17 protein-coding genes are annotated in these 15,738 nt (G+C 45.1%); 4 read left to right on the top strand and 13 right to left on the bottom strand.

Annotated features, from left to right (window positions below; translation table 11 throughout):
• Positions 1–2: 2 nt before the first annotated feature.
• The 13 genes from tolA to aspS form a co-directional block, all read right to left on the bottom strand.
• Positions 3–1,070 (bottom strand): cell envelope integrity protein TolA, encoded by a 1,068-nt coding sequence (tolA, locus tag R8O11_RS06545; protein WP_017820045.1) that lies wholly within the window; start codon positions 1,068–1,070, stop codon positions 3–5.
• Between the two features lie 13 nt (positions 1,071–1,083).
• Positions 1,084–1,527: an ExbD/TolR family protein gene (locus tag R8O11_RS06540; protein ID WP_005378298.1), complete on the bottom strand. Its 444-nt coding sequence runs from the start codon at positions 1,525–1,527 to the stop codon at positions 1,084–1,086.
• Positions 1,528–1,530: 3 nt separating this feature from the next.
• Complete coding sequence (gene tolQ / locus R8O11_RS06535; RefSeq protein WP_005378301.1) at positions 1,531–2,229, bottom strand: protein TolQ; 699 nt, start codon at positions 2,227–2,229, stop codon at positions 1,531–1,533.
• Positions 2,219–2,638, bottom strand: a complete 420-nt coding sequence (ybgC, locus tag R8O11_RS06530) for a tol-pal system-associated acyl-CoA thioesterase (RefSeq protein ID WP_017820044.1) — start codon at positions 2,636–2,638, stop codon at positions 2,219–2,221. The genes tolQ and ybgC overlap by 11 nt, the downstream gene beginning before the upstream one ends.
• 172 nt (positions 2,639–2,810) lie before the next feature.
• Positions 2,811–3,113 (bottom strand): cyd operon protein YbgE, encoded by a 303-nt coding sequence (gene ybgE / locus R8O11_RS06525; RefSeq protein WP_005378304.1) that lies wholly within the window; start codon positions 3,111–3,113, stop codon positions 2,811–2,813.
• The gene (gene cydX / locus R8O11_RS06520; protein ID WP_000270284.1) at positions 3,106–3,213 is read right to left on the bottom strand and encodes a cytochrome bd-I oxidase subunit CydX; all 108 of its coding nucleotides are present in this window, start codon (positions 3,211–3,213) and stop codon (positions 3,106–3,108) included. Before cydX ends, ybgE begins: the two co-directional genes overlap by 8 nt.
• Positions 3,214–3,225: 12 nt before the next feature.
• The gene (gene cydB / locus R8O11_RS06515; RefSeq protein WP_005387923.1) at positions 3,226–4,362 is read right to left on the bottom strand and encodes a cytochrome d ubiquinol oxidase subunit II; all 1,137 of its coding nucleotides are present in this window, start codon (positions 4,360–4,362) and stop codon (positions 3,226–3,228) included.
• A gap of 17 nt (positions 4,363–4,379) precedes the next feature.
• Entirely contained in the window at positions 4,380–5,966 is a 1,587-nt protein-coding gene (gene cydA / locus R8O11_RS06510) for a cytochrome ubiquinol oxidase subunit I (RefSeq protein WP_213868327.1), read from the bottom strand.
• Between the two features lie 461 nt (positions 5,967–6,427).
• Positions 6,428–7,432, bottom strand: a complete 1,005-nt coding sequence (ruvB, locus tag R8O11_RS06505; protein WP_005378312.1) for a Holliday junction branch migration DNA helicase RuvB — start codon at positions 7,430–7,432, stop codon at positions 6,428–6,430.
• 287 nt (positions 7,433–7,719) lie between these two features.
• The gene (ruvA, locus tag R8O11_RS06500) at positions 7,720–8,331 is read right to left on the bottom strand and encodes a Holliday junction branch migration protein RuvA (RefSeq protein ID WP_017820041.1); all 612 of its coding nucleotides are present in this window, start codon (positions 8,329–8,331) and stop codon (positions 7,720–7,722) included.
• 67 nt (positions 8,332–8,398) lie between these two features.
• Positions 8,399–8,920 carry a crossover junction endodeoxyribonuclease RuvC gene (gene ruvC / locus R8O11_RS06495; RefSeq protein WP_005387909.1) on the bottom strand — a complete coding sequence of 174 codons (522 nt, stop codon included), beginning with the start codon at positions 8,918–8,920 and terminating at the stop codon, positions 8,399–8,401.
• Positions 8,921–9,012: 92 nt separating this feature from the next.
• Positions 9,013–9,759, bottom strand: coding sequence for a YebC/PmpR family DNA-binding transcriptional regulator (locus tag R8O11_RS06490; RefSeq protein ID WP_005378402.1), 747 nt, complete (start codon positions 9,757–9,759; stop codon positions 9,013–9,015).
• A 143-nt stretch (positions 9,760–9,902) separates the two neighbouring features.
• A complete protein-coding gene (aspS, locus tag R8O11_RS06485) occupies positions 9,903–11,681 on the bottom strand; it encodes an aspartate--tRNA ligase (protein ID WP_005378401.1) in 1,779 nt (592 codons plus the stop codon).
• A gap of 273 nt (positions 11,682–11,954) precedes the next feature.
• On the opposite strand from aspS, the gene R8O11_RS06480 reads away from it, so the two are divergent.
• The 4 genes from R8O11_RS06480 to R8O11_RS06465 all read left to right on the top strand — a co-directional run bounded on the left by R8O11_RS06480 (position 11,955) and on the right by R8O11_RS06465 (position 15,728).
• Positions 11,955–12,821 carry a DUF72 domain-containing protein gene (locus R8O11_RS06480; protein WP_225495527.1) on the top strand — a complete coding sequence of 289 codons (867 nt, stop codon included), beginning with the start codon at positions 11,955–11,957 and terminating at the stop codon, positions 12,819–12,821.
• A gap of 93 nt (positions 12,822–12,914) precedes the next feature.
• The gene (cmoA, locus tag R8O11_RS06475; RefSeq protein WP_017635063.1) at positions 12,915–13,652 is read left to right on the top strand and encodes a carboxy-S-adenosyl-L-methionine synthase CmoA; all 738 of its coding nucleotides are present in this window, start codon (positions 12,915–12,917) and stop codon (positions 13,650–13,652) included.
• 81 nt (positions 13,653–13,733) lie between these two features.
• A complete protein-coding gene (gene cmoB, locus R8O11_RS06470) occupies positions 13,734–14,705 on the top strand; it encodes a tRNA 5-methoxyuridine(34)/uridine 5-oxyacetic acid(34) synthase CmoB (RefSeq protein ID WP_054700774.1) in 972 nt (323 codons plus the stop codon).
• A gap of 276 nt (positions 14,706–14,981) precedes the next feature.
• Entirely contained in the window at positions 14,982–15,728 is a 747-nt protein-coding gene (locus tag R8O11_RS06465; protein ID WP_005378391.1) for an ATP-dependent zinc protease, read from the top strand.
• The last annotated feature ends 10 nt before the right edge of the window (positions 15,729–15,738 follow it).

Below are 15,738 nucleotides of genomic sequence, written 5' to 3'. Positions count from 1 at the left end.
TTTTAGTCCAAAGCAACAGTTATGTTGATGTCTTTTAGTCTTTCATTGACCGCTGATTCTGAAGATTTAGGGAACGTCCCTACCTGAGCTATTGCTCGCTTCGCCGCAGCACATACTCGAGTATCACCACTCAAAACGGTAACACCAGAGACCATCATATCAGTTCCTGTCGGAATCAATTTGATGTTTACCCTACACTCCTTTCCCAGCAAGTAGTCATCCTTAATCAGCTTTTGCTGAATATTTTGAGTATAGATGGATGACATACGAGAAAGTTCGTCGTCAATAAATTGATTGCGCGCAGCACTGTTTTTACTGACCTCATCCTCGAGACCCGCAAAAATATCATCTAACGCGGCTTCTTGAGCTTTACGCTCACGCTCGGCACGCTCAGCTGCTTCTCTCGCTTTACGCTCTCGCTCCGCTGCCTCTTTTGCCGCTTTCTCTTTTGCAATGCGCTCTTGTTCAGCTTTTTCAGCAGCTTCACGCTCACGACGTGCTTTTTCTTCCGCTTCTTTTGCTGCTTTTTCACGAGCTAAACGTTCTTGCTCAGCTTTTGCTATAGCCGCTTCTTTTGCTAAACGCTCCTGCTCAGCTTTACGCACGGCTTCTTCTTTTGCCTTGCGCTCTTTTTCTAGCTTAGCAGCTCGCTCTTTTTCTTTGCGAACACGTTCTTCTTCCTGCTTGCGCTCTTGCTCTTTTTTCTTACGTGCAGCTTCTGCTTCTCGTGCCGCTTGAGCATCTTTCGCTTGCTGCTCTTTCAACTTGCGAATTTGCTCTTCTTCAGCTTTGCGGTTTTTTTCTAGCTGCTCTGCTTCGCGTCTCAGTTTATCAAGACGCTCTTGTTCTTTTTTCGCTGCCTTTTCGCGTTGCTGGCGAATTTCTTTCGCTTGTTGCTGCACAAGTTTTGGATCGATGACAACAGCTTGAACCATTTGCCCTGTAGGCTCTGGTTTAGACATGTTGAAGTCCGTCCCCCAAAGCAGGGCTGCAACTAGAATTGCATGCAAACCAACCGATATTGCTATCGGTTTGGCGTATTGGTTGGGTTTCTTCTTGTGATCTTTCATAGATAATTGATGTCTATTCCCTGATATCGGTCATTAGACCTACCTTAGGGATACCAGCTCGACTTAGTTCATCTAGCAATAGAACAACATCGGCATATGGTGTTGCCGCGTCGCCACCTACCGCAACTGGTGAATCCGGCTTAACCTCTCGCTCCGCTTTCACTCGCACAATAACATCTTGCAACGACAAACCTCGCTGAACTTCTTCATCATTTACGCTTAGGCCTAAATTACCCTCGCTATCAATTTCGATGATAATAAAGCTACTGTCAGTCTCGCCAGCAAGGTCTTGCATAGATTCTGCGGTCGATGTTTTCGGAAGATCAACGTCGACGCCTTGAGTCACAAATGGAGCGGTCGCCATAAAAATGATCAACAGTACGAGCATTACGTCGATATACGGAACAACGTTGATCTCCGCTGTCATTTTTCGCTTTTTAGGTTGATAACCCGCCATGCTTTATTCCTTATCCGCGCTGTCTCGGCCAGCCATCGCTTGACGATGAAGGATGCTGTGGAATTCTTCAGAAAATGTTGCGTAAGTGTGCTCTAGTTTACTCACTTTATTGCTTAGGCGGTTGTACGCCATTACTGCCGGAATAGCCGCAAATAGCCCCATCGCTGTCGCGATAAGTGCCTCGGCGATACCCGGTGCAACCATAGACAACGTAGCTTGCTTTACTTCACCCAGCGCAATAAAGGCGTGCATGATGCCCCAAACGGTACCAAATAGGCCGATATAAGGGCTTATAGAACCGACTGTTGCCAAAAACGGTAAGCTTGTTTCTAGCTCATCTACTTCACGAGAAACAGCAACGCGCATTGCGCGGCCAGTGCCTTCCATGATGTAAGCTGGTGAATTTGCGTTGCTCTTACGTAGGCGAGCAAACTCTGTAAAACCTGCGTAGAAGATTTCTTCTGTGCCTTCAATTTCGTCTTTACGCGCTTTTACTTTTTGGTAAAGCTGAGAAAGATCAGTACCCGACCAAAATTTGTCTTCAAACTGCTCTGCATTTTTTGATGCTTGAGAAAGCACTTTGCTGCGCTTGATGATCATTGCCCATGACACAATTGACATGCCAAGCAACGTCAGCATCACAAGCTTTACCAACAGACTGGCCTGAAGAAAGAGATCTAAAATGGAAATATCAGCAGTCACTATTTGTTAGCTCCGAATTTATAAAGGTTGGAATAGCTATTGGTTTCATTTTCTTATTATCGATACATGCTACCTTAACCGAGGCCTTGCACAATATCTTGCCTTGATCATTGACCAACTCTTGACAGAATTGCAGAGAAGCACGTTTTATTTCTGACACTCGGGTTACGACTGTCAGATGCTCGTCCAGCCTAGCCCCTTGGTTGAAATCGATATCCATGTGTCGGACAACAAAGCCGATATTTTGTTCCAGTAACACATGTTGAGAAATGCCTTTAGCACGTAACATCTCTGTCCGTGCGCGCTCAAAGAATTTTAGATAATTAGAATGATATACAACACCGCCCGCATCAGTGTCTTCATAGTACACGGTGATCGGCCAGTGAAAGAGATTTGATGTGCCTTGCAAGGGAGTACCAATATATTCAATTCTTTAAAGTAATTACTATAACTGAAGCGACAGCAATTGGTACCGAGCTAAGGAAATATTTTTGAAATTTGTAGAAAAAATAAAAGCTAGGCGAGATACCTAGCTTTTATTCGATGATTTAGTAACCGACTTTATTACAGCATATTTCAGCCTAAATGAAATAAAGTGCCGTTAGATAAATTAAGATAGCTAACGAGAAATAAGGACTAAACAAAACTTGCCAGTACCAGTTTCTTGGCTTGAAGCCCACCCCATACACCATGCTTGAACATACAGACCAAATCAGTGCTGGTGCGATGATTGAGTTAAAACCACCAATTGCTTGATGGTAAGCTTCAGGGTCCCACATCACCAATCCTACGTGCATAAAGCCAAGGATGAGAGATAAGACTCGTAGCAGAGTCTTATCCATTGGTGCGTGAAGTTTCGCTACCTTATCAGCGAGGTTACTCACTGTCTTTATCCATCATTTCTGAGTGCTCTAGCCAAAGAGCGTTGATGATACCGAATGCACAAGCAAGTAGTACACCTAGAATCCATGCGAAATACCACATAGTAAATGCTCCTTAGTAAAGTGAGTTTTTGTTGTCTTCAATGTACTGGTCATCAAGGCGACCAAACATCTTGTAGTAAGTCCAAGATGTGTAGCCAAGGATGATTGGCACCATAACAAACGCAACGCCTGTCATTAGGTTCAGAGTCAGCTCAGATGACGTTGCATCCCACATTGTTAAGCTGTGGCTTGGCATTAAGTCTGAAGGCATGATGAATGGGAACATCGCAAAACCTGCAGTAAAGATAACACCAGCAACACCCAAGCTTGAAGTAATGAACGAAATCGCACATTTTTCAAGACGAGATGCCAATACAGCGAGAAGCGGCATTGCAACACCTAGTACAGGAGCAGCCCATAGTAATGGGTAGTTTTCAAAATTCTTCATCCACGCACCAGCTTCACGGATAACCTCTTTGTTTAGAGGGTTAGAAGCTGCGTTAGTGTCGATACCGCCAACAATGACGTAGCCATCGATATTTTGGATCCAGAAACCAGCCGCTACAAACGCAGCAACCGTCAGTAAACCAGCCAACTGAGCAACGTTGCGCGCACGCACATGCACTTCGCCTGTTGTTTTCATTTGTAGCCAAGTAGAACCTTGCATCAAAATCATGAACAAGCTTACTAGACCACACAACAGTGCAAATGGGTTTAGTAGACCAAAGAATGAGCCATGGTATGTTGGCATCAAGAACTCACTCAATTGGAATGGTACACCTTGTAGAAGGTTGCCAAACGCTACACCAAAGATGATTGGCGGAACAAAACCACTGATTGAGATACAGATATCCCAGCTATTGCGCCATTTTGGATCTTCGATTTTAGAGCGGTAGTCTAGGCCAAGAGGACGAAGCCATAGCGCTGCTAGTGTCAAAATCATCGCTAAGTAGAAGCCTGAAAATGACGTTGCGTAAACCAAAGGCCAAGCTGCGAACAGTGCACCACCAGCAGTGATAAGCCAAACTTGGTTACCATCCCAGTGAGGAGCAATTGAGTTAATCATGACACGGCGTTGCGTGTCGTTTTTACCGATGATAGGTACAAGCGCGCCTACACCCATATCGAAGCCGTCTGTTACTGCAAAACCAACTAGTAGAACACCGATTAGTACCCACCAGATGAGTCGCAAGATTTCGTAATCAAACATCTTGTTATCTCCTTACCTTACGCTTCTACTTGGCGACTAACTTTGTCTTCAACAGAGTCAGCATTTTGCTCGAAGTGGTAGCGACCCGTTTTCAGGCTACTTGGGCCTTTACGAGCGAATTTCAACATTAGGTAGACTTCTGCAATCAGGAATACCGTGTATAGCGCCAGAATTGCGAAGAGTGAAGTCCAGATTTCACCTGCAGTTAGTGCAGAAGCTGCAACATGCACTGGTAAAATTTCACCTACAGCCCAAGGTTGACGGCCGTACTCAGCGACGAACCAACCCGCTTCAATTGCAATCCAAGGTAGTGGAATGCTAAATAGTGCAGCTTTTAGAATCCATGGTTTCTGCTCAATCTTCTGACGACACGTTTGGATAAACGCCGCACCAAAGACAAACAACATGATGAAGCCACAAGCAACCATGATACGGAATGACCAGAATAGCGGCCATACTGTTGGGATTGAGTCGTCCGCAGCAGCTTGGATTTGCTCTTCTGTTGCATCAACAACATTGTCTGTGTAGCGTTTTAGAAGTAGACCGTAACCTAGGTCACCTTTCACTTCATCAAACGCAGTCATGTTTTCTTCTGACTTGTCGCCCGCACGAAGCTTCTCTAGAAGTTCATAAGCGTACATGCCGTCACGAATACGATCGACGTGTTCATCACGTAAATCACGAAGACCTGTTACTTGCTCATCAAAAGAGCGTGTCGCGATAATACCCATTACGTAAGGGATCTTAATTGCGTAATCGGTATGCATCGTTTCCTGGTTAGGAACACCAAATAACGTAAATGCGGCAGGTGCAGGTTCAGTGTGCCACTCTGCTTCAATTGCAGCGAGTTTCACTTTTTGAACTTCACCAAGCTCGTAGCCAGATTCGTCACCAAGAACGATGGTAGATAAGATAGCTGCAATACCGAAAGAAGCAGCAATAGCAAACGAACGACGAGCAAACGCAATGTCACGACCTTTTAATAGGTAGTATGAACTGATGCCTAGAATAAACATTGCGCCACAAGTGTAACCAGAAGCAACCGTATGCACGAACTTAACCTGAGCAACTGGGTTTAGTACAACCTCAGAGAAGCTCACCATTTCCATTCGCATGGTTTCGAAGTTGAAATCTGCGCCTACTGGGTTTTGCATCCAGCCGTTTGCGATAAGAATCCAAAGAGCAGAGAAGTTAGAGCCTAGTGCCACAAGCCAGGTAACCGCTAAGTGTTGGCGTTTAGATAGACGATCCCACCCGAAGAAGAATAGACCAACAAAAGTTGACTCCAGGAAGAATGCGACAAGTGCTTCGATCGCTAGCGGTGCACCGAAGATATCACCTACATAGTGGGAGTAGTAAGACCAGTTCGTACCAAACTGGAACTCCATGGTAAGGCCTGTCGCCACACCAAGTGCAAAGTTAATACCGAATAGCTTACCCCAGAACTTGGTCATGTCCTTATAGATTTGCTTGTTCGTCATTACGTACATCGATTCCATAATGGCCAGAAGGAAGGCCATACCAAGGGTCAATGGTACGAATAGGAAGTGATACATCGCTGTCAGTGCAAACTGCAACCGCGATAGATCAACTACGTCAATCATGGTAACTCCTATGTGTCGGCTGAATGACACTCTCTACATATTGCAATCCATATTCAGGTGTTATTTACACTTGAAAAATGTTGAATTATCACAACTCATTGTTGCAAAAATGTGCTTCATTGGTTAGTTAATTGTTAAGCATCAGCTAATATAGCTGGGGCTAATATTACTTGTAAAAACAGATTGTTTCAAAAGGTTTATAGCCGTAACGCGCTTTGATATACATCAATGTTTATGCGCGGAATTTGCACAAAAATCCATCACATTGATCTAGATCAACCAGTATTGGATACGGATGTTAAGAGAGAGTAATCAGGAGAGAAATTAACCAGTTGCAAGCAAACATCGAGTTAACAATCAATGCTTTTTACTTACTAAACCAGTATGAGAAAAAATTCAAAAAATGTGAGTTTGGTCAACTTTAATGAAGCGCTGGGCAACAAAGGCCCAGCGAGGGAATCTTATTTTTCAATTCCGAAATGCAAATACGCACGATCTGTCGCGATTCTTCCACGCGGAGTGCGTTGTAAATAACCTTGCTGAATAAGATAAGGTTCAAGAACGTCTTCAATAGTGTCCTTTTCTTCACCTATCGCCGCTGCCATGTTGTCGAGCCCGACCGGACCACCACCAAATTTTTCCATAATCGCGAGTAGTAGCTTACGGTCCATGTAATCGAAGCCTTCGGCGTCCACATCAAGCATATTCAACGCCTTATCGGCAACATCGGCACAAATGTGACCATTGCCTTTTACTTCCGCATAATCACGAACACGACGTAGCAAACGGTTAGCAATACGTGGTGTGCCACGCGCACGTCTTGCCACTTCCAATGCACCTTCAGGTTCCATTGATAAACCTAAACAATCCGCGCTTCGCTGCACGATATCTTGGAGGTCTTTTATCTTATAAAACTCAAGGCGCTGAGTAATACCAAAGCGGTCGCGCAATGGTGACGTTAAAGAGCCCGCTCGGGTCGTCGCACCAATTAACGTAAACGGTGGTAAATCGATCTTAATAGAACGAGCGGCCGGACCTTCACCGATCATAATATCCAGTTGATAATCTTCCATCGCCGGATACAGCACCTCTTCAACCATCGGACTCAAGCGGTGAATCTCATCGATGAACAACACATCGTTTTCTTCAAGGTTGGTTAACAGCGCGGCCAAATCGCCTGCTTTCTCAAGTACAGGGCCTGAAGTAGTGCGAATGTTCACTTCCATTTCATTGGCAACGATATTCGCAAGTGTGGTTTTACCCAAACCTGGGGGACCAAAAATCAAAAGGTGATCAAGTGCTTCGCTACGTAACTGAGCAGCTTTAATGAAGATCTCCATTTGGTCACGGACATGGTCCTGACCTTGGTAATCCGCTAATTTTTTTGGCCGAATAGCACGATCAATGACATCTTCATCACGAAAGGCAGGGTTTTCTGGCGCGATTAAACGATCGGCTTCAATCATCTTTTTACCTTGAAAAATGGTTACCTGAGAGAATAATGCCGCTCGTTTAACAGCAAGTGGCATATTTCTATATCTCGTCATCCTGTACAGCGACGAAGGAGCGTGATACAGGATCTTCTATCCGAGCGATTTATGGTCAAATTGTTTCATTAACCGCTCAGCGTGCTGCTATTAGATTCCCAGTCTCGCCAGGCTCGCTGAAATGACACAAAAAAACATCGTTAAGCGATTGGCATTAACCTTAGAGAATGAGTTATCTTGAACAAATGTTCACTGTGCAACCAGCGTTACACCATTGATTTTAGAGCTTCACGGATCATTTGCTCACTGCTCATGTCCGGTTTAGCGATCTGAGATACCACTTTCGACGCTTGAGTCGGCTTGTAACCTAGAGCTAGAAGCGCACTGATTGCCTCTTCTTCCGCGTTGTTGGATGTCGCACTAGAATCCGCAGGAGCAGCATCCGTAAATGGTGTAAATAGATCGCCTGCGCCCCACCCTTTCAAGCGGTCTTTCATTTCAACAACCAATCGCTCTGCGGTTTTCTTGCCAACGCCTGGAAGCTTAACCAGCGTAGAAACGTCTTCATGTTCCACACAAGTAACAAATTGCGTTGCTGTCATACCAGAGAGAATACCAAGACCGAGTTTAGGACCAACGCCATTGGCTTTGATCACTTCACGGAAAAGTGCTCGTTCTTTTACCGTGTTGAAACCATATAGCAATTGCGCATCTTCACGGACAACAAAGTGAGTATAAATAATGGCTTCTTCGCCAACATTTGGCAGTTCGTAAAAACAGCTCATTGGCATCTGGACTTCATAGCCAATGCCATTAACTTCAATTAATACTTCAGGTGGTTGCTTTTCAATCAGTATGCCACGAAGACGTCCAATCACTATAAATACTCTTTGGAAATGAATTTGCGACAGGATAATAAAGAACTGGATAGACATCCAGTTAATTTTATCGATAGCGCCCTTTTCTGGCACTGGTTGCTTTGCCCGCTAAGGCAACGAGAGTCTTGTTAGTATTGGCATGACAAATCGCCACACCTAAAGCATCGGCCGCATCCGCTTGAGGCTTGGCGGGCAATTTAAGCATCTGCTGAACCATATGCTGAACTTGCGCTTTGTCCGCGCCACCAGTGCCTACGACAGCTTGCTTAATAAGACGAGCCGCGTATTCAAATACCGGCAACTCCGCATTCACCGCAGCAACAATTGCACTGCCACGAGCTTGGCCAAGTTTTAGCGCTGAATCCGCGTTTTTGGCCATAAACACTTGCTCGATCGCGAAAACGTCCGGTTGAAACTGGGTAATGATTTCCGTGACGCCTGCATAAATCTGTTTAAGCCGACCCGGAAGTTCTTTTTCTGAAGTACGAATGCAGCCACTACCAAGGTATTGCAAGTGGCGTCCATTTTGACGAATGACCCCATAGCCGGTAATGCGCGAACCTGGGTCAATGCCCAAAATAATTGACATGAATGTTCCTAAAAATGAGGCCTAATTCGGCCTCAGTCTTTTTATTATTACTTGCTAACTTCGGAGCAAATACCGCTCCCGACACCTTGAGTTTAATCTAGCGTAGCCGCAACGTCGTCAGAGATATCACCATTGTGATAAACCTCTTGAACGTCGTCCAGATCTTCCAAAGCGTCAATCAAACGAAGTAGTTTTGGCGCAGTATCCGCGTCCAAATCTGCTTTCGTAGATGGGATCAGCGACACCTCCGCGTTCTCTGCCTCAAAACCTGCGGCATCAAGGGCATCTTTTACGAGTCCAAAGTCACCTGGGGCCGTGTAGACATCAATCGAGCCATCTTCTGCCGTTTCAATGTCATCAGCACCACTTTCTAATGCCACTTCCATTACCGCATCCTCATCTAAACCTGGGCCATATGAAATCACGCCTTTCTTGTCGAAAAGATAGTTGACGCTACCATCCGTCCCCAGATTACCGCCTGACTTTGAGAATGCATGGCGTACGCCAGATACCGTACGATTTCGGTTATCCGTCATACATTCGACCATGACCGCCGTACCACCTGGACCATAACCTTCATAGATCACGGTTTCCATGTTGTCGTCGCCTTCACCACCAGCACCTCGGCTGACAGCGCGGTTGACAGTGTCACGTGTCATGTTGTTAGACAGTGCTTTATCAATTGCTGCTCGCAAACGTGGGTTATTTTCTGGCTCACCGCCCCCCTCTTTTGCCGCAACAACGATTTCACGAATTAATTTAGTAAAGATTTTGCCGCGCTTCGCATCTTGCGCTGCTTTACGGTGACGAATATTCGCCCACTTACTATGACCAGCCATAATTCACCTTTTAATGTATTTTGACGCTTAATAACAAAACATGTTCTAAAAAGCGTTGCTTGGGAAATTGCTTTGGAAGTTTCTTGGGTTTATTTAAACAAAAACTCCCGCAGTTGCGGGAGTTTTCTTCAAATGTTGTGCGCTTATTCTGCGTCTTTTTCTTTCGCTGCAGTTACTGCGATTGCTAGCTCTTCTAGCGCTGCTGGGTTCGCAATACTTGGTGCGTCTGTTAGTAGACACGCCGCTGCTGTTGTTTTAGGGAACGCGATAACATCACGGATGTTCTCTGTACCACATAGCAGCATTACTAGACGGTCTAGACCAAATGCAAGACCAGCATGTGGAGGCGTACCGAATTTCAGCGCATCAAGCAGGAAACCGAACTTAAGCTGTTGCTCTTCAGGTGTGATACCTAGAATATCAAATACGGCTTCTTGCATATCTGCGTTGTGGATACGAACAGAGCCGCCGCCCACTTCGTAGCCATTTAGAACCATATCGTAAGCGTTAGAATTTGCCGCAGCAGGGTTTGCTTTTAGCTCTTCTGCAGTCACACCTAGAGGCGATGTGAATGGGTGGTGCATCGCGTGTAGGTTGCCTTCGTCATCTTCTTCGAACATTGGGAAGTCAACAACCCATAGTGGAGCCCATGCAGACTCATCCGTTAGCTCTAGGTCTTTACCTAGTTTCAAACGTAGCGCACCCATTGCTTCTGCAACGATGCCCGCTTTATCAGCGCCAAATAGGATAATGTCACCAGATTCCGCTTGAGTACGATCTAGAATGCCGTTGATCACGTCTTCATTTAGGAACTTAGCGACTGGAGATTGGATACCTTCCATGCCCGCTGCACGGTCGTTAACCTTCATCCAAGCTAGACCTTTCGCACCGTAGATACCAACGAATTCACCGTAGCCATCAATTTGCTTACGAGTCAGAGAAGCGCCACCTGGAACGCGAATAACGGCAACTCGGCCTTTTTCGTCGTTTGCTGGACCTGAGAATACTTTGAACTCAACGTCTTTCACTAGGTCAGCAACGTCTACTAGTTCCAGTGGGTTACGTAGGTCTGGCTTGTCAGAACCGAAACGACGAATCGCTTCGCTGAACGGCATTACTGGGAATTCACCTAGGTCAACGTTTAGTAGCTCTTGCCACATTTCACGAACCATTTTCTCAGTCGTTGCACGAACTTGGTCAGCCGTCATGAATGACGTTTCGATATCGATCTGAGTGAATTCTGGTTGACGGTCAGCACGCAAGTCTTCATCACGGAAACACTTAACGATTTGGTAGTAACGGTCAAAACCAGACATCATTAGAAGCTGTTTGAATAGCTGTGGAGACTGAGGAAGCGCGTAGAAGCTGCCTTTGTGAACACGGCTAGGTACTAGGTAGTCACGAGCGCCTTCTGGAGTCGCTTTTGTTAGTACTGGCGTTTCGATGTCTAGGAAACCGTTGTCATCTAGGAAACGACGAACAAAGCTAGACGCTTTAGCTCGTAGCTTGATGCGGTCGCTCATTTCTGGACGACGTAGATCTAGGTAACGGTACTTCAGGCGCTGCTCTTCAGAGTTCTTTTGGTTGAAGTCTAGAGGCAGAACATCAGAACGGTTGATGATTTCAAGACCTTTCGCAAGGATCTCAACTTCACCTGTTGCCATGTCTTTGTTTGCTTGGCTCTCTGGGCGAACGCGCACTTCACCCGTTAGTTTGATACAGAATTCATTACGAAGTGTGTTCGCCACTTCATACGCATCCGCCATATCTGGATCAACAACTACCTGAACGATACCTTCGCGATCTCGCATATCAATAAAAATAAGACCGCCTAAATCACGACGACGGTTAACCCAGCCGCAAAGTTCTACAGTTTGTCCTGCAAGGGACTTGTTCAGGTGACCACAGTAATGGGTACGCATAATGAAATTCCCAATCTCTCAAATGTTGTTAACTACGCTCTGTCAGCCTCATTGCTAAGCAGAGTAAAGATTCAGTTATACGCTGAATGTCCACGAAAATCGACTACTCAACATACAATTACGTGTGTTTTATCATTCACTGGTGCTTTTTAGTACAACAAATGTTCAAAAGCGCACCAAAGCGAAAAAATTGGGGAGGATTATAGCGTGAAATTACCTATTTCAGCAAAACTCTCGTAAAGTATTCACACGAGTAGCAAGCAGTAAAGAATAATGGATAACTTACCTCTTCGACTTGGATTGACGATGTGGTCGCACAATCAATGGCAACAAAGTTTTTACGGCAGCGGGACAAAGCCCGCTGAACGTTTAGAAAGGTATACGCAAGTGTTTCATACCGTGGAAGGCAACACGACATTTTATGCCACACCGACGCTCAATACAGTGCAAAACTGGAGAGCCGCAACCCACGATGATTTTCGCTTTACTTTCAAACTTCCTAAAGCCATCACTCATGAGCAAATGCTAAGAGGTTGCAGCGAACAACTGAGAGACTTCATGAAAGTCATGGAGCCTTTGCATGACCGTGTGGGCCAATGGACAATTCAATTACCAGCCGCATTTGGTCCTGAGCACCTTGATCGGCTGAAAAAGTTCTGTGCGAACTTTCCACCTAACTTCCCTCTCGGTGTTGAGGTTCGCCATATGGCATTTTTCTCCAAAGGCGAAGAAGAGCGAGCACTTAACCAATGGTTAGTAGAGAATAATATTGACCGCATTATTATGGATAGCCGCCCAGTCTTTGCCGCTAAGCCCGACAATGAGGCGATTATTGATGCACAAATGAAAAAACCACGAGTCCCTGTTCACGCCATTGCTACCGCTTCACACCCTTTGATTCGCTTTATTGGTCATCCAGAAGAACAGCAAAATTACGAGTTTTTTAAACCATGGCTCAACAAGTTGCCACAATGGATTGCCGAAGGTAAACAGCCATATGTCATGATCCATACCGCAGACAATATAATTGCGCCAGAGTTGGCCGCAAACCTATATAAAGACATACAAAAGCGTATCACACTCCCTGAGTTATCACCTTTCCCAGCTGACGATGGCAACTCGCAGTTACAGATGTTCTAACGCAACACATGACAGAGGCGCGAAATTCCCATAAAATACGCGCCTTTTTTGGTGCCTGACATTTTCAGGCGGCTTGTATGCAGAGACTTAGTTATGAACCCTAAGAGCAATCCAGATACTATTTTTTCGGCTCCAATCGATAAAATTGGGGATTTCACGTTCGATGAACGCGTAGCGGAAGTATTTCCTGACATGATTCAACGATCGGTACCGGGTTACAGCAATATCATTTCTGCAATCGGTATGCTGGCAGAGCGTTTTGTAAAACCTCACTCAAACATCTATGACCTTGGCTGTTCTTTGGGTGCTGCAACATTGTCTATGCGTCGCCATATCAAACAAGAAGGTTGCCAAATCATCGCAGTGGACAACTCTCCTGCGATGGTTGAGCGTTGTAAACTTCACGTCAACGCTTACCGCAGTGACACTCCTGTGGATGTAGTAGAAGCAGACATTCGCAATATCGAAATTGAAAACGCGTCAGTGGTGGTGTTGAACTTCACTTTGCAATTCCTCTCTCCAGAAGATCGTTACTCCTTGCTCGAGAAAATTTACGCAGGCCTGCGTCCAGGCGGCATTTTGATTCTATCGGAGAAGTTCGTCTTCGAAGATGAAGTTTCGAACGAACTGTTAATTGACCTTCACCACGACTTTAAACGTGCGAATGGTTATAGCGAACTAGAAATCAGCCAAAAGCGCAGCGCGATAGAAAACGTAATGCGCCCAGATTCAAAGAAAGAACATAAAGAGCGTTTCGCTAAAATTGGCTTTTCTAGCTACGATGTTTGGTTCCAATGCTTTAACTTCGGCTCCATGTTCGCGATTAAATAGACCATGCATACAAAGCCTGAACCATACCGATTTCGGCTTTTGTTAATAATTTATACCCATCAACTCAGCGATTAACTAACTATGTTTAACTTTGCAAATTTCTACCAATTGATTGCCCAAGACACCCGTCTTCAACCTTGGCTTAATGTGCTTCCACAACAGCTAACGGATTGGCAAAATGCAGAGCACGGTGACTTTGGTCGCTGGTTGAAAGCCCTGAACAAAATCCCAGCGGGTAGACCGGACAGCATCGACATTGTTGATTCTGTCACGATTTCAAACAATGAGCCGATGCCTCAAGGGGAACTTAAAAAGCTAGAAAGCTTACTTCGTACATTCCATCCTTGGCGCAAAGGCCCATACCACGTACACGGCATCCATATTGATACTGAGTGGCGCAGTGATTGGAAATGGGACCGCGTGCTTCCACATATTTCTCCATTAAAGAATCGCAGCGTACTCGATGTAGGTTGTGGTAACGGCTACCACATGTGGCGCATGCTAGGCGAAGGTGCACGCTTAACTGTCGGTATCGATCCATCTCACCTGTTCCTGATTCAGTTCGAAGCAATTCGTAAACTAATGGGCGATGACCAACGTGCACACCTACTGCCATTGGGCATTGAACAACTACCTAAGTTGGAAGCGTTCGATACGGTATTCAGCATGGGCGTGCTTTACCATCGCCGCTCGCCTCTCGATCATTTAGTGCAACTAAAAGATCAATTGGTATCTGGAGGTGAACTCGTATTGGAAACACTCGTGATTGAAGGTGATGAGAATGCAGTACTGGTCCCGACTTCTCGTTACGCGCAAATGCGTAATGTCTATTTCTTCCCTTCAGCAAAAGCCCTAAAAGTGTGGCTAGAATTGGTCGGTTTTGAAGATGTTCGTATCGTTGATGAAAACATCACGTCCGTAGACGAACAACGTACCACAGATTGGATGACGCATAACTCTCTACCTGACTACTTAGATCCGAACGACCCAAGCAAAACTGTAGAAGGCTATCCTGCCCCTCGCCGCGCGGTTCTTGTCGCTCGCAAATCATAATTCGCTGAGATTCCTGACATTGTCTTAACTCATTTTACGAGTTAAGACATTACCCTCTTTCCTCGTAATGAGCGAGTTTGTTTTTTGAATCCATTTTTCACGTCAAAATATAAGCACGCTCTAAATAAGGATGCGCTTTTATGTCCTTGATTTTTGGCTTTTCATCACTATTCCTCAAACAATAAGTAATAGAGAAACATTCTTACTTGTGAGGCTTTATCGATATAAGCTAAACTCCTAAAAAATAAACAACTTAATCCAATCCCAAGGTTTTCAATGTTATTACGATTGACCCCGATTGTTGCCATCGCCTTACTATCTGGATGCTCATTAACCAAAGGCGAACAGTACCACCAAGAAACGTTAGCGGCGATTCAAAATTCAGAAGCGAATGTCAATAATCGCATTACCAACCTAGAGCTGCAGCTCAGCAACCAATCGGACTATATCGACAGCCTTGAAGAACAAGTCGATAAACTACAGGTTGAACTTCTTACATTTCGCGATGAAGCAATGGCAGAAGTAAAAAAACCGAAAGAGCCGATTATTGTCCAATCTCCCGCACCTGTGGAACCAACCCCAACTCACGATATTGTCCTTGGCTCTATCGAAAAGGTCACTGTAGAGTCGATTAAGCAAACTTTTGATGCACGTATCGACACTGGTGCCGCGACGTCGTCTTTAAATGCCGTTGATATTGAAGAGTTCGAAAGAAATGGCAAAAAATGGGTCCGATTCCACTTAGCAGACACCAGTAAATCCGAAGAAGAGAAAAGTACTTGGATCGAAGCTCCTGTCATTCGCTACGTCAAAATCCGCCAGGTTACCAGTGAAGAGTTAGAACGCCGCGCTGTGGTAGAACTTTGGGTGCGCGTTGGAAAAATTCATGAAAAAGCGCAATTTACGTTGGCAGATCGCTCACATATGAACCATCCTATTTTACTGGGTAGAGAATTTATGCGCGACATAGCACTTGTCGATGTAAGTCGTACCTATATCCAAACGGACGAAGATAAAAAATAATAAGGTAGAT

Source organism: Vibrio sp. 1288 (genome assembly GCF_033344475.1).
This window is presented reverse-complemented; position numbering and strand designations above follow the sequence as displayed.

What these genes read in the sequence shown, in the direction of transcription:
- tolA (WP_017820045.1), bottom strand. Translation starts at nt 1,070, where the DNA reads ATGAAAGATCACAAGAAGAAACCCAACCAATACGCCAAACCGATAGCA.
- R8O11_RS06540 (WP_005378298.1), bottom strand. Translation starts at nt 1,527, where the DNA reads ATGGCGGGTTATCAACCTAAAAAGCGAAAAATGACAGCGGAGATCAAC.
- cydX (WP_000270284.1), bottom strand. Translation starts at nt 3,213, where the DNA reads ATGTGGTATTTCGCATGGATTCTAGGTGTACTACTTGCTTGTGCATTC.
- cydB (WP_005387923.1), bottom strand. Translation starts at nt 4,362, where the DNA reads ATGTTTGATTACGAAATCTTGCGACTCATCTGGTGGGTACTAATCGGT.
- cydA (WP_213868327.1), bottom strand. Translation starts at nt 5,966, where the DNA reads ATGATTGACGTAGTTGATCTATCGCGGTTGCAGTTTGCACTGACAGCG.
- ruvB (WP_005378312.1), bottom strand. Translation starts at nt 7,432, where the DNA reads ATGATTGAAGCCGATCGTTTAATCGCGCCAGAAAACCCTGCCTTTCGT.
- ruvC (WP_005387909.1), bottom strand. Translation starts at nt 8,920, where the DNA reads ATGTCAATTATTTTGGGCATTGACCCAGGTTCGCGCATTACCGGCTAT.
- R8O11_RS06490 (WP_005378402.1), bottom strand. Translation starts at nt 9,759, where the DNA reads ATGGCTGGTCATAGTAAGTGGGCGAATATTCGTCACCGTAAAGCAGCG.
- aspS (WP_005378401.1), bottom strand. Translation starts at nt 11,681, where the DNA reads ATGCGTACCCATTACTGTGGTCACCTGAACAAGTCCCTTGCAGGACAA.
- R8O11_RS06480 (WP_225495527.1), top strand. Translation starts at nt 11,955, where the DNA reads ATGGATAACTTACCTCTTCGACTTGGATTGACGATGTGGTCGCACAAT.
- cmoA (WP_017635063.1), top strand. Translation starts at nt 12,915, where the DNA reads ATGAACCCTAAGAGCAATCCAGATACTATTTTTTCGGCTCCAATCGAT.
- cmoB (WP_054700774.1), top strand. Translation starts at nt 13,734, where the DNA reads ATGTTTAACTTTGCAAATTTCTACCAATTGATTGCCCAAGACACCCGT.
- R8O11_RS06465 (WP_005378391.1), top strand. Translation starts at nt 14,982, where the DNA reads ATGTTATTACGATTGACCCCGATTGTTGCCATCGCCTTACTATCTGGA.